The following is a 22022-nucleotide window of genomic DNA, read 5'->3' as shown; positions in this document are numbered from 1 at the left end:
AGCCACGCACGCAGCGGGTCAATTGGCGCCGTGTGGTGCGCGCAATGGCACCGCCCGGCGCTCAGCCGCGCCGGTCCGTTTCCACGCGGCAAGCAGGATTATCCTAAGCCTGCCGACCGCTGCGCCAGAAGCGCGACGGTCGGAACAGGCTGGGCTCAGTTGCGCTTGCGGCTGGTGCGCAAGGCGCTCATCGAGCCCGTATAGCGGGTGCCGAGCATGAAGCTGCCCACCGCCGCCGCCGGACCACCGCGTGCATCATCGGCGCGCGGCAGGACAGCGGCCAGGTCGATCGCGGGCACGCCGTCTGCCTGCAGTGCCAGGTTCAGCGCCGCAGCATCGCCTGCCTTGAGCGCGGCAAAGCCGGATTCGACCTCGGCCAGCTCCTTTTCCAGCGCATCGACCCGCGCCAGCGCATAGCTGGTCGGCCGCGCCTCGGTCGCGGTGATCGCGCCATAAGCCATGTCCATATTCTCGCGCAGGCGTTCCTCGCCGGTGATCGCGCCGCCTTCGGTGGTGGCGACGACCTGCTTGCGCAGCGCATCGGCCTTGCCGACCAGCGCCAGCGCCCTGGCCTTGTTGGCAGCCGAGGTCGATTCATTGTCGGCCACCGCCTGGGCCTGCGATTTCACGGCGTTCAGGCCTGCGGTCAGCGCGCTCATCCGCACGAACAGGCCCTTCACGCGTTCAGCCGCATCATATTGCGCCTGGCGATCGGCCGTCGTGAACTTGGCACGCTTGTCCAGTCCGACCACCAGCGGCATTTCAGTGACCTTGCCGGCCTTGGTCAGCCGCACCGTATAGGTGCCCGGCATCACGCGCTGCCCCTGGGTCGAGGCGAAGGCCAGCGATGCTGCGGGCGGCACTTGCGGCGGCTTGGTCCGCATCGACCAGACCACGCGGTTCAGCCCCTTGCGCTTCGATGTCGGCAGCTCGTCGATCACCTTTCCATTGGGATCGATGATTTCCAGCTTCATCCGCCCCAGCACGTGCCGGGCCTTCTGATAATAGGTGATGACCGCCCCATCGACCGGGTTCTGGCCGACATAGGTCGCATCCCCTTCGGGCCAGCCGCCACTGCCGCGGATCCGCTGCTGCACGGGTTCCGAGCGGATCAGCGTCACATCGCTGGCCACGACTTCGGGGCTCAGAGCCCGGACCGGGCTGATGTCGTCGATGATCCAGATGCCGCGGCCGTGCGTGGCCAGCACCAGGTCATCGCCCTGCGACGCCACGGCGATGTCGCGCACCGCCACTGCGGGGAAGTTGCCGGGCCGGAATTCCTCCCAGTTCGCTCCCTTGTCGCGCGAGATGAACAGGCCGAATTCAGTGCCGACGAACAGGATGTCGGGGCTCAGCCGGTCTTCCTTGACGACATGCGCATAGCCGCGCACGCCCGGGGTGGCCGGACCGACCAGCCGGGTCCAGCTCTTGCCGTAATCGGCGGTCTTCAGGATATAGGGCGCCATGTCGCCGAAGCTGTGCCGGTCGACCGCGACATAGGCCACCGCCGGATCATGCCGGCTCGCCTCGACCCAGGCGATGCTGACATCGGGGCCGAGCTTCATTGCCTTGCCGACATTGGCCCAGCTCTGGCCGCCGTCGCGCGTCAGCTGGACATTGCCGTCATCGGTGCCGACCCAGATCTGCCCGGCCGTGATTGGGCTTTCCGAGATCGAATAGATGGTCGTGTGCATTTCCGCCGACGAATTGTCGACGGTGATGCCGCCCGACTTTTCCTGCTGCTGACGCGCCGGATTGTTGGTGGTGAGATCGGGGGAGATCCGGTCCCAGGTCGTGCCGTGATCGCGCGTGCGGAACAGGAACTGGCTGCCGATATAGATCGTCCCCTTTTCGTGCGGCGAGAGCGCGATCGGGGTGTTCCAGTTGAACCGCAGCTTTTCCTTGTAGCCGCCCTTGGGCTGGATATCGCGCGATTCGAGCGTCTTGCGGTTGATCCGCGCGATATTGCCGCCCTGATATTCGGCATAGACATAATCCGGGTCCGCCGGATCGGGGAACACCCAGAAGCCATCGCCGCCGTAGAGATTTTCCCAGCGGCTATTGGTGATGCCGCCGGGATATTCGCTGTCGCCGACCCAGCTCGAATTGTCCTGCAATCCACCATAGACCTGATAGGGGTCCTTGTCGTCGATGCTGACATGATAGAACTGGCTGATCGGCAGGTTGAAGCTCTTCACCCATTTGCTGCCGCCATCATGGCTGATCCACAGGCCGCCATCGTCACCGCCGATGATATGCTTGGTATTGGCCGGGTTGATCCAGATGTCGTGCCAGTCGCCATGGCTACCGCCCGATGCATTGGCGAAGCTCTTGCCGCCGTCATCGGACACGATCATGTTGAGGTTCATCTTGAACAGCCGGTTGGCGTCCTTGGGATCGGGCACGATCTTGCTAAAATAGAACGGCCGCCAGACCATGTTGCGGCTGCGATCGCGCTCCTCGAAACTCTTGCCGCCGTCTTCGGACACGTACAGCGCGGAACGCTCGCTTTCGATAAAGGCGTAGACCCGGTTGGGGTCCGCCGGCGAGAACACCGCCTCGATCCGCCCCCAAGGCCCCTTGGGCAGACCCTTGGTGGTGCTGGCGTCCATCGCTGCCCAGGTCCGACCGCCATCGTTCGATATCTTCATGGCGCTGCCCGAGGCCGCATCCGGCCCCTCTCCGCCCGAGCGGAAGGTCCAGCCCTTGCGGCGGAAATCCCACAGGCCGGCCATCACCCGATCGGGATTGGCCGGATCAAGCGCGACCGATGAGCAGCCCGTCGACAGGTTGCTGCCTTTCAGGATCTGCGTCCAGGTGACGCCGCCATCGGTGGTCTTGTAAAGGCCGCGGTCCGGGCTGTCCGACCAGAGCGCGCCGGGCGCGCAGACATAGACGATGTCGCTATTGGTCGGATGGACGACGATCTTGGTGATCCGCTCGGTCTTGGGCAGGCCCATCCGGGTCCAGTTGTCGCCACCATCGGTCGACTTGTAGACGCCGTCGCCGATCGACACCGAATTGCGCGTCCAGCTCTCGCCGGTGCCGACCCAAATGGTGCTGGGGTTCGAGGGGTCGATCGCCACCGCACCGATCGACTGGACCGGTTGCTTGTCGAAGACCGGGCGGAACGTGGTGCCGCCGTCCTCGGACTTCCAGACGCCGCCGGATGCAGCGCCGATATACATGGTAACCTTGCCATCCTTGCCTTGCACGGCATCGATCGCGGCAATGCGGCCCGACATTTCGGCAGATCCGATATTGCGGATGCCAAGGCCCGAAATCCCCGAAGCGGCGGGAGGTGTGGCGGCGTCCTGGGCGAAGGCAGGAGCAGCAAGTGCCAGCATGGTGCCGGCAAAAAGGAGGGTGCGGCGCATCGGATCAGTTCCCCTTCGGCGCGGCGGCCGGGCTGGCGGGCAGAGCGAAAAGGCTGGCAGGCGCAGGCACGTTGGCCGTGCCCGAGGCAATGATCGTGCGCTGGCGGTTGTTGCCCTGCCCCGCCGCCCAGCTTTCGACCGACATCGGGAAATAGACCCCAGCCACCTTTTCATAGTCGCCGAATTCATATTCGAAGACCTGTTGCGCGCCACGGATCCTGCGCGTTTCGATCATCTTCACTTCGAGCATGGTGTCGGGATCGAGCAGATAGACGAACTCGTCGCCATCCTTTTCGGTCACCTTGAGCTTGTAGGCGTTGGTGCCGTCGAAATCCTCGCGGCCCAGATAGGTGACGGTCGATCCCAGCGAGGCCGCCCTTTGCAGGGGCCCGCGGATCGATCCAGTATCGGCAAGCGATCGGGCCTCGTCATCGCTCATCCGCTCGGCGTCCTTGCGCCCTTCGAACGGGTTGATCCGCCAGCCGGTCCGCCCGTCCCAGCCCTGCACCAGGGTCAGCCCCTGCAGGGCCATATCGACGCGGACGTCCCCGCCTCTGGTACGGACCTCCGCATAGGTCAGCTGGAAGTCGCCGGGAAAGATGACGGTGCCGTCGAACTTCACTGACTCGATGGCATCGAGAGCGGCGGCACCGCCCCGTGCCGCGAGATTCTTCGCCACCAGCTCTTCGGCCGTCTGCGCCATCGCTGGTGCCCCCGCCAGGAATAGCATGCCCAGCATTGCTGCTGCGGATCGAAGCTTCGTCATCCCGCGACTCCCCCAAAAAACTTGCTCGAGGTTAGCTCGGCTGCTTGCAAAGGCAATTCCCAATATGGGGCACATCATCGGCTTTCGATGGGCCCAAACCCTTTCAGGCGCGCGGCAGGCTCAGGGTCGCGATCGCACCGCCGCCCGGCGCATCGGACAGGCTGAAATCGCCGCGATTCTGCGCCACGAAGTCGCGCACGATGCTGAGGCCCAGGCCTGCCCCGCCTGTTCCCCGGTTGCGCGATGCATCGCCGCGCTCGAACGGGCGCATGAGCCGCTCCCGATCGCTTGCCGGGATGCCCGGACCATGGTCGCTGACCGATATCCGCACCTGGCGCTCGTCCTGTTCCAATGCGATGGTGCCGCCGCCTGCATAATCGATGGCATTGCGGATCAGGTTCTCGATCGCGCGCCGGAAGGCGGGTTCAGGCACCCGGACCGTCGGATTGTCGCCCGCCAGCAGCCGTACCGGGGCGTCGGGTTGCGACATTTCCTCCACGATGCCCGCGAGCAGCGCGCGGACATCCACGATCTCTGCGGGCGCAGCGGCATCGCGGGCAAAGGCGAGGACTTCGTCGATCATGGCCTGCATGCGCTCGACATCCGCCACCATGCGCGCGCGCTGCGGCTCTGGCGCGGACTCGATGCGAAGGCGCAGACCGGTAAGCGGCGTGCGCAGGTCATGCGCTATCGCGGTCAGCATCCTGGCGCGCTCCGCAGCTTCCATGGCAAGGCGGCTCTGCATCGCGGCGATGGCCGTCGCCGCTTCGCGCAGTTCGCGAGGCCCTTCTCTGGGGATCTGCGCCGCATCATCCTCGAGCGCGCCCGCCAGCGCACGAAACGGCCGGGTCAGCCGCCGCGCGAAGATCCAGGCCAGCGGCGCAAGCAGCAACAGGCTGACCGCCAGCGCGATCAGAATGCTGCGCTGCCAACCGCCCAGAAAAGGCTGAACCGGCTCGATCACGAGCCAGCGTCCGTCGGCCTGGCGCACGCTGGCGGTATAGGCCGGCAGCGGCATCGCGAGCAGAGCAGCGCTCAATGCGCCATCGATCGCAGCAGGCTCCACGATCTCGATCGTTCCCATCCGGCTTTGACGCAGCAGGAACGGGGACGGCAGACGGGTTGTCGCGTTCGGTGCCTGGGAGGGTCGAGGCACCATCTGAAACCGTATCGATACCGGCTCTGCGCTTTCGAGACGCGTCACGCGCACATCGCGGGCGGGCTTGCCCAAGCGCGACGCGATCAGCAGTTCGACCATGGAGATGCGGGTGCCTGACGGGGGATCGCGATCCACCCTGCGTTCGAAGCCGTCGACCGGCTGGCGCAGGGCCGAGATCGCATCGATCGCCGTCATGCGGATCGAAGGTGGTGGCGGAGCCGCCAGCACGATCGCGGCCGTGGTGGCGACGCTCAGCGCGGCTACCGCGACCCCGAAGCCACCGATGGCCACCAGCGCGCTGGGTGCCCGCTTCATGCCGGGCGTACCGCCGGGACGAAACGGTACCCGACGCCGCGCACGGTTTCGATCAGCGCGGTCTGATCGGCCTCGGCCAGCTTGCGCCGCAAGCGGCTGACCGCAATATCGATCGCGCGGTCATAAGGCGCCGAATCGATCCCCCGGGTCAGATCGAGCAGCGTATCGCGGCTGAGGATGCGCCCCGGGCGACGCACGAAGGCCGCGAGCAGGGCGTGCTCGCCTTCGGTCAGCACCAGGGCCCGACCTGCCGGGTCGCGCAAACGCCGCTCCTCTATATCGAGCCACCAGCCGGCAAAGGTCAGCCCCTGGGCCGTTTGGGCCTGGTCCGACCGATCGGCAGACGGCCGGCGCAACAATGCCCGCACCCGCGCCAGCAGTTCGCGCGGCTCGAAGGGCTTGGTCATGTAATCCCACGCGCCGACTTCCAGCCCGACGATCCGATCGGTCACCGCGTCCAGCGCGCTCAGCATCAGGATCGGGATGTCCCCGCCTGCCAAACGACGGCACAGCGAAAGCCCGTCCTCGCCCGGCATCATCACATCCAGGATTATGAGATCGGCCGCTGCCTCGCCCAGCGCCCGGTCGCAGGCAGCGGCATTCGCAGCGGCACGCACCGCATAGCCATGCGCACCGAGAAAATCGGCAATCGCGTCGCGAATGCTGGCGTCGTCGTCGACGACCAGGATGCTGCTCATGGAATCGGTCATTGGCTCCATGTCCGCGCTCCTAGCACGGCTTTGTAGCATTCGCGTATCAGGTCCGGTTACGCGCGGGCCATCATCGCGCTACCCGGAAGTGCTTTTCCTCGCTCCTGCTTTGGCAAGCCGGAGAACCAACATGAAAGCACCTGCAACACCCCTTCTCGGCCTATGGGTCTGCACCCTGGCAGGCGCGCTCGCTGCGCAACCGATCCGCGCGAGCGACGCACTGAGCGCACCGCCCAGCGATGGGGCTCCATCCAAACCTGTCATCATGGGTGGCGACGGCAAGTCGCTTCCACCCGAGTTGCTGCGCCAGATCGAGGAGCAATTGAAAGCGGAGGCAGAAAAGAGGCCGGACGGCGCAGAGCCATCGGCGCCTCAGATCAGGATTCTGGGCGCCGATGGCAAACCGGTCCCTCCCGAGGTTGCCCGTCGCTTGCAGGAACAGTTGAAGGACCTGGTCCCGCCTGCGCCCGACAAGGACAGCAGGCCGGATCAGACTTCTCCGAAAGAACCGGTCGACAAGCAGCCGATTGTCGTCTCCTCGCAGCGCCCTCGCGGAGCCATTGACAGCGATATCCCGCCCGAGCGGACCTTCAACCAGCTCGATATCCGGGCGCTCGGCGCGGAGAACATCGCTGCCGTGCTCGACACGATCGGATCGCAGACCGCGAGCAACCGGGGGCGCGGCAACAGCGCGCCGGTGACCTTGCTGAACGGGCGCAGGGTTGCCGACTTTGCGGAAATCGCGCGTATCCCAGCCGAAGCCATCGAGCGCATGGAAATCTTTCCGGAGGAAGTGGCGCTGCAATATGGCTTTCGGGCCGATCAGAAGGTCGTCAACATCGTTACCTTCCCGAACTTCCGGTCGCGCGTCGGCCAGGCCAGCGCGCTGGTCCCGGGCGAAGGCGGACGGGACAGCTGGATCGCGAATGCCGATTACCTGAAGCTTGCAGGCGACACGCGGATCGCTCTGGGCGCAAGCTACAGCCGCGCTGACCAGCTGCTCGAAAGCCAGCGCGATATCCGCCAGTTTGCCGCCGCGCCGGACCTGGGGACAGCGCGCACCCTGCTGTCCGAGACCGAGAGCTTCGGCGTGAACGGCGTCGTCAGCGGGCATGTGCTGTCCGATGTGGCGGCGACTCTCAATGGCCGGATCGATGTCAGCCGCAACGACAGTCTGCTCGGAACGGACGGTGCGCGGCTGCTGCAGCGCGACAGCGACCGCTCGCTTGTGCATGTCGGCACCACGTTCAGCGGCAGGAGCGGCCGCTGGCAATGGTCGGCGCTAGGCAATTTCGACCGCAGCAAGACCGAGATCCAGACCGACCGGGCCGGCATCGGCAATCGCCGCGATGCCGCACGATCCACCGACACGCTGACCAATGTCGATCTGCTTGCCTCCGGCCCGCTTGCAACGCTGCCGGCCGGGCCGTTCACCGCCAGTCTGCGTCTGGGGGCCGAGTTCAGGGACTTTTCAAGCCGGGCTGAATTTGCCGGAAACGACGTCCGATCCGACCTTGCGCGCGATCGCGGCGCTGCGCAGATCAATCTTGGCCTGCCCTTGCTGGGCGATGCCGGTGGTAAGGCCTCGCCACTCGGCCATCTCGCCCTGAACGGCAATGCCGCGTTCGAGCGCCTGTCCGACGCCGGATCGCTATGGACCTATGGCTTCGGTCTGAACTGGTCACCCGCCAAGGGGATCGACCTGGTGGCATCGGTGACACGCGAAGAGGGCGCACCCAGCCTCGAACAGCTGGGCGGCCCGGTTCTGGTGACGCCGAATGTGCGCACCTTCGATTTCGCCCGGCGCGAGGTTGTCGATCTCACCCGGATATCCGGCGGAAATGCGGCCCTGCGCAACGATGACCGGCAGCTTGTCCGGCTCGGCCTCAATCTGCGTCCGCTCGCCAGCACCGACCTGACCTTCAGCATCGATTATGTCCGCACCCGGATCGACGATCCGATCGCCGCCTTTCCCATCGTCACCCCGCAGGTCGAGGCCGCGTTTCCCGAACGCTTTGCACGCAGCGCGACCGGACAATTGCTGCGGATCGACTCACGGCCCATCAACTTTGCCGCCGCGCACCAGCAGCAGCTGCGCTGGGGAGTGAACTTCACCCGTCCGCTCGGCGAGGTGCCCGAATTCATGCGTAATGCCCAGGTCCGCGTCGTCACCAGCGAGGCGGAGGCGCGGCGCTTGTTCCCCAATGCGGAAATGGTGCGCGCGCAGCCGGGAAGCGCCACTTTTCAGGGCGCGTCCAATCTCACCAGCCGCTTCTTCGTGAGCCTCTACCACAACTGGTATCTCGAGGACGAAATCGTGCTGCGCCCGGGCGTGCCGGTCCTCAACCTGCTCGAGGATGGCGCGGTCGATTTTCTGGGGGGCCGCCGCCGTCATGAGATCGATCTTCAGGCCGGTGTCTTCAAGCGCGGGCTCGGCGCACGGCTTAGCGCAAGCTGGCGAAGCGGCACCCGCATTGCCGAGACAGGCACGGTCGCAGGCGATCTGCGCTTCAACGATCTGGCGGTGGTCAATCTCGCCCTGTTCGCCAACCTTGCCGAGCGCTTCGGAGGCGAAACCGCACCGCGCTGGCTCAAGGGCATGCGCGCATCGATCGGGATAACCAACTTGTTCAACACCCGTCCGCAAGTGCGCGATGCTGCCGGCACAGTGCCCCTCAGCTACCAGTCGGCCTATCTCGATCCGCTGGGCCGCGTGTTCAGCTTCAGCCTGCGGAAACTGCTCTAGCCCGCGCGCCCAGACAAATGGATAGCGCTTTGCTAACCATTGTTCGCTATTCGCGAAGCCATGTGCGGCATCGTTGGACTGATTTGCGCTGACCCTCCTGACAGGCTCGCCCGCCGGGTCGGGGCCATGAACGCCGCCATCCTGCATCGCGGTCCCGACGATGCGGGGGTTCATCTCGCGCCCGGGCTGGCCCTGGCGATGCGGCGACTGGCGATCATCGATCTGAGCACCGGCCACCAGCCGATGCAGACCCCCGATGGCGTCACCATCGTGTTCAACGGCGAGATCTACAATTTCCAGGCATTGCGCGCCGAGCTCGAAGCGAAAGGCTATGCCTTCCACACGCGTTCGGACACCGAGGTGATCCTGAACCTCTATCATGCCGTAGGGGCGGCGGCTTTTGCGCGCCTCAACGGCATGTTCGCGGTGGCCATCCACGATGCGCGCAGCGACGAGCTCATCCTCGCGCGCGATCAGATCGGCATCAAGCCGCTCTATATCGCGGAGCATCAGGGCGAGTTCCTTTTCGCCAGCGAGATCAAGGCGATTCTGGCCGCCCTGCCCGGCCGCCCCGCGATCGATCCGCAGGCGCTGTGGGATTATCTCTCGCTGCGCTTCATGGCGCCCGACCGGACGATCTGGGCCGGTATCGGCAAGCTCGGCCCCGGCCAGCTGCTTCGGCGCAAGCTTGCCGATGGCCGTCAGACCATAGAGACCTATTGGCGTGCCGATCTCACCCCCGGAGCTTTTGACCCGGGGCGCGATTATGCCCGCGAGTTTGCCGACCAGTTCCTCGCTGCGGTCGACAGCCATATCGTGGCCGCCGACGTGCCGGTGGGCGCGTTTCTTTCGGGCGGGCTCGATTCCGGGGCGATCGTGGCTGCGGCCAGCGAGCTTGGCCATCGCGATCTGCACAGCTTCTCGATCAGCGGCGATGGCGCTGGCGCCGATGACGAACTGCCGCTGGCCCGCGCCGTGGCCGAGCGCTTCGGCACCCGGCACCACGAGATCCGCATGGCGCAGGCCGATTATTTCGACGCGCTGGACGATGTGGTACGCGCCTTTGACGAGCCTTATGGCGATGCGACCGGCGCCGCGCTGTATCTGCTGTCGCGCAAGGCCAGCGACCATGTAAAGGTCGCAATGTCGGGCGAAGGGTCGGACGAACTGCTGCTGGGCTATACCCGGCAAGCCGATCTTGCGACCCTGGCCAAGGTCGAGCGCCGCTATGGTCATGTGCCCCGTCCGCTGCTGGGGCTGGCCGCGCGGCTGGTTTCGTCCGATCGGGCATCGATCTTCCGCGCCATGGCCGAAGGCGGGCCCGGGGCCTATCGCCGGGGCATGGCCGCGCATATCGGCTGGACGATCAGCGATGCGGAAAAGGCCGCATTCTGGCGCGGGCCAGCGATGGTGCCCAGCTTCGATCTGGTGCAGGGCTGGTACAGCCTGCCCGATTGCGTGAACCCGCTGGCGCAGAGCCAGCAGGCCGATTTCGGCACCTGGCTGGTCGAGGACCTGCTGATGAAGGCCGACAAGATGGCGATGGCAGCCTCGCTGGAAACGCGCGTGCCCTTTCTCCACCTGCCGCTGGTCGAATGGTGCCAGTCGACCCCGATCGAGGCCCGGATCGGTTCGCCCGGGCAGTTTCGCACCAAGGCGGTGCTGCGCGATTTTGTCGCCACCCGCCTGCCCGATGCGGTGCTGAACGCGCCCAAGCGGGGCTTCCCGCTGCCGATCTTCCCCTGGTTTGCCGAGCGGCTGCGCGATGCGCGCGGCTATGTTCCGGTCAGCCGCGAGTTCCACAACTGGATATCGCTGGAGGGCCTGCAGCCGATCGTCGCCCGCGCCTGCCGGAACGACCGGCGCGCGCTGGAACAGCTCTGGGGCATCGCGATGTTCGACCGCTGGTGCGCGGTCTATGCCGATTGAGCCAGCCGCTGCTCGAGCAGTCGGGCGATCTGCGGGTGCATGGTGAAATACTGGCGGCCGTCCTCGCGCCGCTGCGGTTCGGCTGAGGGCGACTGATCGCTCGCCACCATCTCCGCGACCAGGTCGGCGAGTGCGGCTGTCTGCGCCTCGTCCACCGCCTTGCGCAGGGCAGCAATATTGCTGATGCCCTGGCGCGCCACCGGGACGATGCGGATGATCCGCCCGGTATCGATACCCGGATCGATCCAGTGCAGCGTGGCCCCCAGCGGCCCGTTTTCCCAAGCCGCCCATTCGGCGACATTCATTCCGCGATAGCGCGGCAGCACCCCCATATGCGCATTGAGCACGCCCAGGCGCGGGATGGCGAGCAGCGGCGCGCGCAAGATGCCAGCGCCGGCATGGATCATCAGGTCGATCGCTTCACCGCGCAACCGGTCGAGCGAGGCGGCGGAAATGAGGTCGGGCAGGTCGAGAAGTGCGGTCGCGTGCTGCTCCGCCCAGCCCGCCGCATCGAGCAAGGGGGCCGATGCGCTCGCCTGTGGCGGCTCCGCCCGGGAGCTGGCACCCAGCCTGGAGAGCAGCTTGTCGGTGAGGGCCCGGGGTCCGCGCTCGAGGATAAGCGCGCGGAGCCGCGCCGTGGCTGGCGCAACCTGGGGCTGCTCGCAGACGATCAGGGCTGGCCGGATTCCGCGCGCCGCCAGCGCCGAGGCGACCACCGCGCCCTTGCGCGAGTGCCGGTGGGTCAGCAGCGCGATCCTCACGGGTTCGAAGCGGCCTCCTGCAAAAGGCCGCGCTTCTCCAGCAGCCCGTCGATGAAGTATTTCGCGGCCCAATTGGGCAGTGCCTTGGGAATATAGCTGCCCCAGACCGGGTCCGATCCGCCGATTCCGCCGGCAAGGCCAGGGTTCGCATTGACGCGAAGCTGCGCATGCTTGACCAGATCGAGCGCCTTGAACCCGGCATTGGCAAAGCGCCAGTCGCCGCCATGCCGCGTCAGCGCAAACCAGATCAATGCCATCTGGGCGTTGCCGGTCAGGCATTGCGGATGTTCGACCTCGCGCCAGCGCCAGTCGAGCACGCCAGGCAGCCGCCGCGACAGTTCCAGCCGGCGCATGATCCCTTCGGCGGCCTGTCGCGCCGCGGCGATACCGTCCTCGCGCTTCAGGATCAGGCTTGTCGTCAGCACGCCAGCCACCGTATAGGCGATGGTGTGGGTATAGGCGTTGCGGTCGCGATGCTGGTCCTCGGTAAAGCCCGCCAGATCGAACCAGCCTGTCGCCTTGTCCTGGCGTGCGAGCACCCAGTCCAGGTGCCGCTCCGCACTGGCCAGCGCCGCGCTGTCGCCAAAGGCATCGCCATATTCGGCGAGCCAGCAGCTCAGATGCGCGGCATAGGTTGCAGCGACATCGAGATAGAAATGGCGGCGATAGGCACCATCCGCATCCTGCACCGACATCAGCCACGCCGCGCAGCGGGCAGCGGCGGCGGCAGCCCGGCCGTCGCCTGTGCTGCGCGCCCAATGGGTCAGCCCATGCAGGATCTGCGCGCTGTTGAAGGGCGATGGCCTGGTGCGGTTCTCGAGCACCTCGCCTCCAGGAAAGGCTCCATCGGCCAGTTGCAGACCGAGCAGAAATTCGATGGCGCGCGCGGCACGATCGCGCCATTGCGGCTCGCCCCAATGGTCTGCCAACTTCAGCAGCGTGGGGATGATATAGCCCGTGGTTTCGGGATAGCTGGACGACCATCCGCTCGCCAGCTTGTACCGCCCGGAAAAGCCGCCATCGCCCTGGCTGTCCTGCGCGGCGGCGAGCCAGCCGGCGGCAGCGCGCATCGCCGCATCGTCCAGTGCCCCGGTCTCGTCGATCGGACCCCTGCCGCTCACCTGATGCAGCAGATAGGCGCCATGCCCGGCTACCCAGGGCCGGCAATCCAGAGCGTGACTGGCAGCGGTCTTCACCGAAGCAAGCATGGTCTTGTCCATAAGGCGGGTGACTTAAATCCAGGCTAACGCAGGACGTCGGCCATCGCCGCATCGACCTGCTGGAACTGGGTTTCGCGAAGATAGGCGCGGGTCGGCTCCTCCGGCAGGTCCGGAAGTCGGCCGCCATGGGCGTCCTTCTGCGCCAGCCAGGCGAGAAGTTGGCGCGCGATGTCGTCCGGATCGGTCATCACCACGCCAAACGGACCTGCACGCACGATGTCCGCGGCCTCGCCGGTGAGCGAACCGATCGACAGGATCGGCCGGCGGGCACCGATATATTCGAACAGCTTTCCCGGGATGATCGCATCCTCGGCGGGATCGTTCCAGCGACACAGCAGCAGCGCATCGGCCTCGCGCTCCAGCTTCAGGATTTCGGGGCGCGGAACGGGGTCGCGCATTTCGATACAGTCCGAAACGCCGTGATTCGCAGCGCCCGACAGCACGGCCGATTCCTCATCGTGAAAGAAGATCACCCGAATTTGCGCCCGTGCAGAAGCGTCGAGCTTTGCAAGTGCGGCCAGCAACATGGTCGGTTCGCGCTGCCCGGCATAGATGATCCCGGCATGGACCAGCGTCAGCCGGTGCGGATCATGCGCAGATACATTGTCGAGCGAGGCGAAATCGTCTGCACCGAAGCCGTTATAGCTCAGCGTCACCGGTCGACCGAGCGCGCGGCCTACACGCTTGGCCGAGCCGCGGGTGAGCGCCACATGCCCCGCCGCTTTCGCCAGCGTGGTCCAGGCATAGCGACGCGCGATCGGCTCGAACAGGGGATGGCCGTCATTATAGGGGTTGTCCGCCCAGAGGTCGCGAAGCTCGGCCACCCATGGGCACCGCAAGCGCCGGGCAATCTGGCAGGCAACGACATGGCCGGAATGGGGCGGAGCAGTGGAATAGATCAGGTCCGGCTGCCATTGCCCTGCCATCGCCACCGCATGCTCGACGGCAGGCTTGATCCATTTGCGGTACCGGTCGGGGAAGTGGACCACCTGGCGATACAGCGTCTTGCAGCTCTCTATATGGGGCTTGATGCGGCTGTCTGGTTTCGCGAGCAGCACCTTGGCGCTGTCTGCAGCCTGGCGGAGCACCGGCGCGGGGGGACTGAACGGAATGTAGCGGACGGCCTCGGGCGCCAGACAGTGCTCGAGCTGTCCCGCAACCGCCGGATTCTCGAGCGCAATCACCCTAACGTCATGGCCTTGCTGCGACCACCAGCGCGCCAGCATGGGGGCACGCACCGCACCCAGCGGCGAATAAGGCGGAAAGAAGCCCGCAACGAGCAGAATCCGATGCTGCATGATGTCGCGTCCGCTCAGCAATCGGCGGCCAGGATGGCAATCTGGCGTTTGCGGGCAAGGGCGGGGAACAGGCCTGGTTCGATGTGCATGTCAGCCTTTGCTTTTTCCTGGCACGTCTGGTGTCCGGCCTCGCTCGCCCCGACCTGGCAGCGTGAGCCGCAGTGAAGACCCAAATCATGCGGCTTAGACAGGTGCATCTGAGGGATGGATAATGCCCCGGATTGCTCCAGCTGCGACCCGGCAAAACCGGGGCATCACCATGGATCTGCTCCAATGCGCGCACCGAAATCCTGTGCTGCCATATCAAGCCGCACGAAATCCCTCCCGGCACGCAGGAACAGGGCTATATTCCACGATAACTGGCAGAACGAAATTAGAAATCATTCTATGACCTGCATAGGAAAAACCTATTGGGTGACTGCAAGTCCACAGTTATCGTGCAATTGAGTATCCACGTATCTGCAGATATTCAGAAATAGTCCATCAAACGGTTCCGAAGGTAAAGCTGATGCCTTTTGCTACCGCGATGAGTGGAGGAGCGCTCTCGCGCAGCTAGCGAAAGAACATACGGGGCAAGCGCAGTTCCCTAGGAGATCCGCTTGCCCCTAGGCTGCGCGCCAGCGCGCAACCGGCGGAGCCTGGCGCATGAGACCATTGCTGGACTCATGCGCCAAATATATCTTGCGGCGACCTGCTGCCAGGCTATGGCCGTCCCGTTATGGCCGTCAGTTTGCCGCCCGCATCAACGTGTGTCAGGCGAGGTCGCGAACGTTCGGCTCACGCTCCCAGTGTCGGACTGGCCCGATCGCCATAAAGGCTTCGGGATCCACGACCCCGTCATCGGGCTCGATATTGGCCTTGGGAAGCAGGTACTTGCGGGTGCCCGCGCATGCCCCGATGGTCTTGCAGTGAAACCACGCATCTGAGAACCAGGCGACAGCACCTACGTCCCTCGCCAGCTTCTCGGCGCGCTCCGGCAACAGCATGGCAACCACTGCGTCAAAGAGCACCGAAGGCGAACCGGCGAGTTGGCCATTGGCTTTGAGTTCCCCACCCTTCAGCTTTAGCGGACCGATTTTCGGCGCCACCAGAAACGCCGTGCCGCCAGCGGTTTGGATGTCGGACACCAGCTGCGTGATCGACTGGCGATCCGATCCCTCGTCGAACAGGATACCAATCTTGCGGCCCTTGAAGGTCTGCTTGGCCTGCTTTTGAATCGACAAGGCATCGGAAGTGCCAAGATCCACTGGAGCCTTGGCAGCAGCCGCCCGTCCGGGAAGATCGATGCCCAACCCGTCGGCAACCCGCTTGGCGAGGTCCTCATCGATGTTTCTCAACCGCGCGATCACCCGCGGCGGGACATGCTCGATCTCCACTTTTGACAGCTCGAACACGAGCGCGGATGCAATATGCGCCTGTTCGTTTTCGGTCTGCGAACGATAGAACAGCCTCGCCTGGCTGTAGTGATCGGCAAAGGCTTCCGCCCGCACCCGCAGCTTCTCGGTGGGATCGTTGCGCTCGGCATTCTCCCGGAATGAGGTGAACCCGGTTTCGGGGCATGCACGCGGACCGCCGTCCTCGCCCGCCTCGGCGAGGGTGTTCGGCTCGTAGTTCGCGCGTCCGGTCGGGACGAGGGTCTGCATCAGGCCATCGCGCTGAAAATTATGAAACGGGCATTTGGGCGCATTGATCGGGATTTGGTGGAAATTGGTCGTACCCAGCCGCGACTTCTGCGTGTCGAGATAGCTGAACAGCCGCCCCTGAAGCAGCGGATCGTTGGAAAAGTCGATTCCCGGCAGAATGTTGGTCGGCAGGAATGCCGCCTGCTCGGTTTCCGCGAAGAAATTGTCGACATTGCGGTTCAGTGTCATCCGACCGATGACCTCCACCGGAATCTCCTCCTCGGGGATCAGCTTCGTGGCATCGAGCACGTCATAGGGCTGTTGCGAGGCCCAGGCTTCGTCGAACACCTGGACGCCGAGATCCCATTGCGGGAAATTGCCCGAGTCGATCGCTTCCCACAGGTCGCGGCGGTGGAAGTCGGGATCGGCACCCGCGATCTTGACCGCCTCGTCCCAGGTGGTGCTCTCGAGCCCGAGCACGGGCTTCCAGTGAAACTTCACGAATTTTCCTTCGCCCTTGGCATTGACGAAGCGGAAGGTGTGGACGCCGAAGCCCTCGATCATGCGCAACGATCGCGGAATGCCCCGGTCCGACATCGCCCACATGATCATGTGCATGGATTCGGGCATCAGGCTGATGAAATCCCAGAACGTATCATGGGCGCTGGCGGCCTGCGGATAGCCCCGGTCGGCTTCCATCTTCACGCTGTGGACCAGATCGGGGAATTTCATCGCATCCTGGATGAAGAAGACGGGGATATTGTTGCCGACCAGGTCCCAATTGCCTTCTTCGGTGTACAGCTTGACGGCAAATCCGCGTACGTCGCGCGGCGTGTCGACGCTGCCCGAGCCGCCCGCTACGGTCGAAAAGCGAACGAAAACAGGGCAGCTGTTGCCCTGTTTCTGGAACAGCGCCGCCTTGGTCCATTCAGGTATCGCCTTCGTGACCTCGAAAGTCCCGTGCGCGCCCGAACCGCGCGCATGCACGATGCGCTCGGGAATCCGCTCGTGATCGAAATGGAAGATCTTTTCGCGGAGAACGAAGTCTTCCAGCAGCGTCGGCCCGCGCTCGCCCGCCTTCAGGGAATTCTGGTTGTCGGAAATCCGGTGACCGAAATTGTCGGTCAGATGGGCCTGGGCGGCGTCGTGGTCTGCATCCTCCGGAACGTCCTGATGGAGTTCGCCAGCATTGCCTTCGGCTTCGGAAATCGGCGAGGAGCCCTCTCCGGGCTGGTGGTCAGCAAGGCCATTGCTGATGGCGGGCGAAGGAAGGTCTTTCGTATCGGGGGCTGGCATTTCGAGCACTCCAGTGAAGGGAGAACATGGCAGGCCCGGTGGTCCCGAAATTAGTCCCGCCGGGGCTGCGATGGTAGAACGAGGGTTCGGGTCAGTCGTACTGGCGGGCCAGTTGATCGGTCAGGCGCTCGCCCTCCTTCACTTCGAGACACGCCTTCTCGATCGCGGCTCGCGCGGCTGGGTCGATATCCTGGTCCTTCAGGGCTGCTTCGAACTTCTTGACGAGATAATCCTCGCCCTCTTCGGCACGCTCGGCGGCAGCTTCGTCGCCTTTTTCGAACAGCGACGTGATGTCCGCCCACAGGCGATGCAGGCCACCAGCGGTCGTACCGCTGGTCACGGCATGGCCACCGACCCGCACCAGTTCCTGATTGAGCGCGTCCAGCGTCGACTGGCGCTTCTGCGCCTGCTGGGTCAGGACAGCCTTGAGCTGCGGCGACTTCGCGGTCTCAGCCGCCTTGCGATAACCTTCAACCGAATCAAAAGTCGTTTCGACCAGTGATTTCAAGGCGCTGCGGGTCGCTTCCATATCTGTCTCCATCCTTTTTTATTGCTGCGCCAAAATCGGGCGGCACTTGCAGCAATAAGCAGGGCTCGGCAGATCGTTCCCAGGCACGTGATAGCGTTACAGGCCGTCGGCCCAATACATCACCCCTTCGGGCTGCTATCCAGCGGGGAGCCGTATGGTCATTTCACCCTTGCTGCTTCCATGCGGAGCATAGCAGCGATGATGGTGCTTTCGACCTAGGCCGATGGAAGGTGCGTAGAGATAGGGTCAAAAACGCTGCAGACCGGGTCGTAACGCAAGCATTCCAAAACTTGCGGCCTTGGAGCGGGTAGCGGGAATCGAACCCGCCTAGCCAGCTTGGAAGGCTGGAGCTTTACCACTAAGCTATACCCGCGCGCCTGGCGCCGTGTGGCGTGGTCGGGCGCACATGCCACCGGATGCAGGGCGCGTCAATATCTGGCGTGATGCGCCGCGACCGGATGAGCCCCTGACCCCAGCACTAACCCCGCCCCTATTGCTGCGACAGCCAGTGTTTCAGCAGATCATGCGCGATCGCGAAGGGCGGTGGTGCGATGAAGGGGGCGCTTTCGTCGCCTGCCATCGCGGCGCGGACCTCAGCGGCGCTGAACCAGCCCGCTTCCTCGATCTCGGTTGTGTCGAGCGTCAGTTCGTCGCTCAGCGCTTCGCTGGTGCAGGCGATCATCAGAGATGACGGGAACGGCCAGGGCTGGCTGGCGACATAGCGCACGTTCCTCACGCGCACGCCCGCCTCTTCCCAGAGCTCGCGAGCGACCGCCTCCTCGATGCCCTCGCCCGGTTCGACGAACCCGGCCAGTGCGGAAAAGCGGCGCGGCGGGAAGCGCGGCTGGCGGCCGAGCAGCACCTTGCCCTGATATTCGGCGAGCATGATCGTCACCGGGTCGACGCGCGGAAAATGCTCCGCGCCGCAGCCGGTGCAGGTGCGCGACCAGCCGCCCTTGCTCATCGCGCTGGCCGCGCCGCACAGCGAACAGAAGCGGTGCCGCGCATGCCAGTCCACCAGAGTGCGTGCACCGCCATAGAGCGCCAGTTCGTCGGCGGGCAGCGCAGAGAGCATCTGCCAGACGCGCGGATTATAGTGGAGGCCCGAACCACGCTCGCCGCGTTTCAGCTCGGCAAAATGCGCCTTCTCATCGATCAGGCCCAGGAAGATGAGCTCGCTGTCGGGCGCGGCATCGGCCAGGCTGCGCCAGACCAGCCGGCCTTCGAAATCCACCTCTGGCTCGAGCCCATTGAGGCTGAGGACCTTCGCCTTCCAGTTCATGTATCCGGCAAGCCGGTCCGGATCGACCCGCACCTGATCGGCGCGGTCGATGCGGTTTCCGGTCAATGCCGGGGCGATCAGCGACAGACTCATGACGATGCCCCCGGCCCGCGCTCAGCCCATGGCCTTGAGCTGCTCGTACACCATCTTGGGGAACTCGCGCTGGAAGGGATAGGTGTCGGACGGCATGTACTGGGTATAGCCCGATGCGCGAATGCCGCGGACATGGTCGACAAAGGCCACGGTTCCGGCCGCGCCGCCCCAGCCATAGGTGCCGATCGGGCTCGTATCGGTACCGATCCCCACGCGGCCACCCGCGCCGAAGCCCGATCCGTCGGCCATGGTGCCCTTGGTTTCCACGCCGGGCGGCAACAGGTTGGACATGCCCATCAGCGCGGTCGCTTCGGACATGATGCGGGTGCCGTTCACCTGCCCCTTGCCGACCAGCATGGCGAGGAACCGGTCATAATCCGCCGCGCTGCTGACCAGCCCTGCCCCGCCGAACGGAAAGGCGGGCGGCACGGTGAAGATGCTGTCCTGCGCTGGATCGATCGGGATCAACGCGCCAGCAAAGGGCGCGTAATTGGTGCTGAGCCGCGCGACTTCGCTCTGCGGCACGGTGAAATAGCTGCTAGTCATGCCCAGCGGATCGAACATGTTCTTCTTGAGGAACGCGCCGAATTCCATGCCCGATGCGACCTGGATGACATAGCCGAGCAGGTCGAGTCCGATCGAATAGCTCCACACCGTGCCGGGTTCCGCGATCAGCGGCAGCGAGGCGACACGGCGCGCGAATTCGTCGATAGATGGGGTCGGCGCGGGCATCGGGAAGCCGGGGATCGGCGTCTTGCTCACCGCTGCGGGATTGATGCCAAGCTTGTTATATTCCTCGAGCAAGGGCCCCTTGGTGATGATGTTATAGCCCAGGCCCGCCGTGTGCGTCATCAGGTGGCGCGGCGTGATCAGCGTCTTCGCCGGGACCGCGTCGAGGCTCTTGGCCGGATCGGTCAGCACCTTCATGTTCGCGAATTCGGGGATGAAATCGGCGATCGGCTGGTCGAGCTTAAGCTTGCCCTGTTCGATCAGCATCATCGCGGCCATGCCGGTGATCGGCTTGGTCATCGAATAGACGCGCCACAGCGAATTCGCATCGACCGGGGTGGGCACGTCGAGCGCCAGATTGCCCGCGCCGATCAGCGCCGCCGGCTGGGCGCCAAAGCCGAGCGAGACCAGCATGCCAGCCACTTTCTTGGTCGCGACATAATCCTCCACCTGCTTGCGGATCAGGCCGAAATCCCCGCTCGCCATCGCGCGGGCATAGCCGGGCATCGCCGCGAACAGGCCCAGCAGGCCCGCCGATCCCAGGATGTGGCGGCGGCTCATCTGCGGCATCTGGCTCAAAAGCTTCGACATGTGTTTCTCCCGTTGATCGGATCTGCGCCTTTGGCCAGTCCGGCTTTATCGATACTGAATGGCGAGCGCGGCGGCCTTGGCGAACAGCGTCGGAAGCCCTGCCGCCGCAATATGTTCCACCGGCCACCAGATGCCATTCAGGTTTTCAATGGCAACCTTATCGATTTGAGGGCCGCGATAAAGCGCCAATGCAAGCTCCAGCGAAAAATGCGTGAAGACATGCGCGACCGCACCATCGATGACCTGCCACTGGCCCGGAACGGGCGGCTGGGCGGTTCCGTTGCGGCCCGCGGCCCAGCCATCGTCGGGCAGTGCGCGCATCCCGCCGAGCATCCCCTTGCCGGGCCGCTGCACGAGCAGCACCTGGCCGTCCTGCTCGATCCAGAAGGCTGTGCCGGTGCGCTGCGGCTTGGCCTTTTTGGGCGGCTTGACCGGCAGCGATTCGGCGATGCCCTGCGCGTGCGCTGCACAGTGCGGCGCGAGCGGGCAGAGCAGGCACGAGGGATTGCGCACCGTGCAGATGGTCGCGCCAAGGTCCATCATCGCCTGTGCGAAATCGCCGGGACGCTCGCGCGGGGTGATCTCGGCGGTGTACTTGCGGATTTCGGGCCGGGCTGCGGGCAGTGATGTGGTGATCGCAAACAGCCGCGCGACCACCCGCTCGACATTGGCATCAACGACCGCTGCCGGTTCGTCAAACGCGATCGCTGCCACCGCCGCTGCGGTGTAATCGCCAATGCCGGGCAAGACACGAAGACCCGCCTCCGTGCCGGGAAAGCGCCCGCCATGATCCACGGTGACGGCCCGCGCGCAGGCGATAAGGTTGCGCGCGCGGGCATAATAGCCGAGCCCCGCCCAGGCGGCGAGCACGTCCTCCTGCGGCGCGGTGGCGAGCGCCTCGACCGTCGGCCAGCGGGTGGTGAAGCGTTCGAAATAGCCGGTGACCGCCGCGACTGTGGTCTGCTGCAGCATCACCTCCGACAGCCAGACGCGGTACGGATCGGGCTTCAGCCCTGCCCTGCGCGCGGCGGGCGAAACGCGCCACGGGAGGTCGCGCGCGTGCATGTCGTAATGACCGAGCAGCGCTTCAGCGACAGCGCCGGTGCCGGTGCCGGTTTCCACAATATCATCGCGACACTCGACGGACATGGGGGCGCTATGCCATGGTCGCACGCGAAATGGAAAGCGATAAGCCCGTTACCACCAAGCCGCGCAAGACAGCGCAGCCTGCCCCGGCACCCCGGCGCAGGCGCGGCGGCGATGCGCGCGGTATTGCCGACCTGATTCCGTCGATCGGCGAGACCAGCTTCCGCAAGTTCGGTTTCATCCAGAGCTCGCTGGTCAGCCGCTGGGCCGAGATCGCCGGGCCGCGCTATGCCGCTATGGCCAGCCCGGAATCGATCGCCTTTGCCCGCGGCAAGAAGGCCGATGGCACGCTGCACCTCGTCGTGACCAGCGCCACGGCGATCTTCATGCAGCATGCCGAGCCGGAGATCATCGCGCGGGTGAACCGCTTTTTCGGATATGCGGCGGTGGCGCGGGTTCGATATCGCCACGGCACGCTGACCGCGCCCAAACGCCCCGAGCCGCGCCCTGCCC

15 protein-coding genes and 1 tRNA gene are annotated in these 22022 nt (G+C 65.1%); 3 read left to right on the top strand and 13 right to left on the bottom strand.

Annotated elements, in window-relative coordinates; all coding sequences use genetic code 11:
- Nucleotides 1-155: 155 nt before the first annotated feature.
- The 4 genes from AX735_RS03530 to AX735_RS03515 form a co-directional block, all read right to left on the bottom strand.
- Nucleotides 156-3377, bottom strand: coding sequence for a WD40/YVTN/BNR-like repeat-containing protein (locus tag AX735_RS03530; protein ID WP_066275649.1), 3222 nt, complete (start codon nucleotides 3375-3377; stop codon nucleotides 156-158).
- A gap of 4 nt (nucleotides 3378-3381) precedes the next feature.
- The gene (locus AX735_RS03525) at nucleotides 3382-4143 is read right to left on the bottom strand and encodes an outer membrane lipoprotein-sorting protein (protein WP_137775587.1); all 762 of its coding nucleotides are present in this window, start codon (nucleotides 4141-4143) and stop codon (nucleotides 3382-3384) included.
- Between the two features lie 103 nt (nucleotides 4144-4246).
- A complete protein-coding gene (locus tag AX735_RS03520) occupies nucleotides 4247-5617 on the bottom strand; it encodes a sensor histidine kinase (protein WP_066275644.1) in 1371 nt (456 codons plus the stop codon).
- Nucleotides 5614-6315 carry a response regulator transcription factor gene (locus AX735_RS03515; protein ID WP_231750003.1) on the bottom strand — a complete coding sequence of 234 codons (702 nt, stop codon included), beginning with the start codon at nucleotides 6313-6315 and terminating at the stop codon, nucleotides 5614-5616. The genes AX735_RS03520 and AX735_RS03515 overlap by 4 nt, the downstream gene beginning before the upstream one ends.
- A 142-nt stretch (nucleotides 6316-6457) precedes the next feature.
- On the opposite strand from AX735_RS03515, the gene AX735_RS03510 reads away from it, so the two are divergent.
- Nucleotides 6458-9073: a TonB-dependent receptor domain-containing protein gene (locus tag AX735_RS03510; RefSeq protein ID WP_171009901.1), complete on the top strand. Its 2616-nt coding sequence runs from the start codon at nucleotides 6458-6460 to the stop codon at nucleotides 9071-9073.
- 60 nt (nucleotides 9074-9133) lie between these two features.
- Nucleotides 9134-11002, top strand: a complete 1869-nt coding sequence (gene asnB, locus AX735_RS03505; protein WP_082750902.1) for an asparagine synthase (glutamine-hydrolyzing) — start codon at nucleotides 9134-9136, stop codon at nucleotides 11000-11002.
- Here the strand turns inward: asnB and AX735_RS03500 are convergent.
- The 9 genes from AX735_RS03500 to mutY all read right to left on the bottom strand — a co-directional run bounded on the left by AX735_RS03500 (nucleotide 10990) and on the right by mutY (nucleotide 21572).
- Complete coding sequence (locus tag AX735_RS03500) at nucleotides 10990-11763, bottom strand: formyltransferase family protein (RefSeq protein WP_066275633.1); 774 nt, start codon at nucleotides 11761-11763, stop codon at nucleotides 10990-10992. The two genes, asnB and AX735_RS03500, sit on opposite strands and share 13 nt — an antisense overlap.
- Nucleotides 11760-12971 (bottom strand): hypothetical protein, encoded by a 1212-nt coding sequence (locus AX735_RS25580; protein WP_202189493.1) that lies wholly within the window; start codon nucleotides 12969-12971, stop codon nucleotides 11760-11762. Before AX735_RS25580 ends, AX735_RS03500 begins: the two co-directional genes overlap by 4 nt.
- A 35-nt stretch (nucleotides 12972-13006) precedes the next feature.
- Nucleotides 13007-14281, bottom strand: coding sequence for a glycosyltransferase (locus AX735_RS03490; protein ID WP_137776231.1), 1275 nt, complete (start codon nucleotides 14279-14281; stop codon nucleotides 13007-13009).
- A gap of 752 nt (nucleotides 14282-15033) precedes the next feature.
- Complete coding sequence (locus AX735_RS03480) at nucleotides 15034-17199, bottom strand: catalase (RefSeq protein WP_082750906.1); 2166 nt, start codon at nucleotides 17197-17199, stop codon at nucleotides 15034-15036.
- A 91-nt stretch (nucleotides 17200-17290) separates the two neighbouring features.
- Nucleotides 17291-17728 carry a PA2169 family four-helix-bundle protein gene (locus tag AX735_RS03475; protein WP_066275623.1) on the bottom strand — a complete coding sequence of 146 codons (438 nt, stop codon included), beginning with the start codon at nucleotides 17726-17728 and terminating at the stop codon, nucleotides 17291-17293.
- Nucleotides 17729-18027: 299 nt separating this feature from the next.
- A tRNA-Gly gene (locus tag AX735_RS03470) sits at nucleotides 18028-18101 on the bottom strand.
- A 117-nt stretch (nucleotides 18102-18218) separates the two neighbouring features.
- A complete protein-coding gene (gene nudC, locus AX735_RS03465) occupies nucleotides 18219-19103 on the bottom strand; it encodes an NAD(+) diphosphatase (RefSeq protein ID WP_066275620.1) in 885 nt (294 codons plus the stop codon).
- 21 nt (nucleotides 19104-19124) lie between these two features.
- Nucleotides 19125-20423: a serine hydrolase domain-containing protein gene (locus tag AX735_RS03460; RefSeq protein WP_066275615.1), complete on the bottom strand. Its 1299-nt coding sequence runs from the start codon at nucleotides 20421-20423 to the stop codon at nucleotides 19125-19127.
- Between the two features lie 45 nt (nucleotides 20424-20468).
- Nucleotides 20469-21572: an A/G-specific adenine glycosylase gene (mutY, locus tag AX735_RS03455; RefSeq protein WP_066275613.1), complete on the bottom strand. Its 1104-nt coding sequence runs from the start codon at nucleotides 21570-21572 to the stop codon at nucleotides 20469-20471.
- Nucleotides 21573-21586: 14 nt separating this feature from the next.
- Between mutY and AX735_RS03450 the strand changes: the two genes are divergently transcribed.
- A partial coding sequence (locus tag AX735_RS03450; protein ID WP_066275608.1) for a DciA family protein occupies nucleotides 21587-22022 on the top strand: 436 nt, incomplete at its 3' end.

Origin of the sequence: Blastomonas sp. CCH1-A6 (assembly GCF_001556365.1) — a bacterium.
Classification (GTDB): Bacteria; Pseudomonadota; Alphaproteobacteria; order Sphingomonadales; family Sphingomonadaceae; genus Blastomonas; species Blastomonas ursincola.
This window is presented reverse-complemented; position numbering and strand designations above follow the sequence as displayed.

Coding starts and splice junctions, on each gene's coding strand:
- AX735_RS03530 (WP_066275649.1), bottom strand. CDS start 3,377: ATGCGCCGCACCCTCCTTTTTGCCGGCACCATGCTGGCACTTGCTGCT.
- AX735_RS03525 (WP_137775587.1), bottom strand. CDS start 4,143: ATGACGAAGCTTCGATCCGCAGCAGCAATGCTGGGCATGCTATTCCTG.
- AX735_RS03520 (WP_066275644.1), bottom strand. CDS start 5,617: ATGAAGCGGGCACCCAGCGCGCTGGTGGCCATCGGTGGCTTCGGGGTC.
- AX735_RS03515 (WP_231750003.1), bottom strand. CDS start 6,315: ATGAGCAGCATCCTGGTCGTCGACGACGACGCCAGCATTCGCGACGCG.
- AX735_RS03510 (WP_171009901.1), top strand. CDS start 6,458: ATGAAAGCACCTGCAACACCCCTTCTCGGCCTATGGGTCTGCACCCTG.
- asnB (WP_082750902.1), top strand. CDS start 9,134: ATGTGCGGCATCGTTGGACTGATTTGCGCTGACCCTCCTGACAGGCTC.
- AX735_RS25580 (WP_202189493.1), bottom strand. CDS start 12,971: ATGCTTGCTTCGGTGAAGACCGCTGCCAGTCACGCTCTGGATTGCCGG.
- AX735_RS03490 (WP_137776231.1), bottom strand. CDS start 14,281: ATGCAGCATCGGATTCTGCTCGTTGCGGGCTTCTTTCCGCCTTATTCG.
- AX735_RS03480 (WP_082750906.1), bottom strand. CDS start 17,199: ATGCCAGCCCCCGATACGAAAGACCTTCCTTCGCCCGCCATCAGCAAT.
- AX735_RS03475 (WP_066275623.1), bottom strand. CDS start 17,728: ATGGAAGCGACCCGCAGCGCCTTGAAATCACTGGTCGAAACGACTTTT.
- nudC (WP_066275620.1), bottom strand. CDS start 19,103: ATGAGTCTGTCGCTGATCGCCCCGGCATTGACCGGAAACCGCATCGAC.
- AX735_RS03460 (WP_066275615.1), bottom strand. CDS start 20,423: ATGTCGAAGCTTTTGAGCCAGATGCCGCAGATGAGCCGCCGCCACATC.
- mutY (WP_066275613.1), bottom strand. CDS start 21,572: ATGTCCGTCGAGTGTCGCGATGATATTGTGGAAACCGGCACCGGCACC.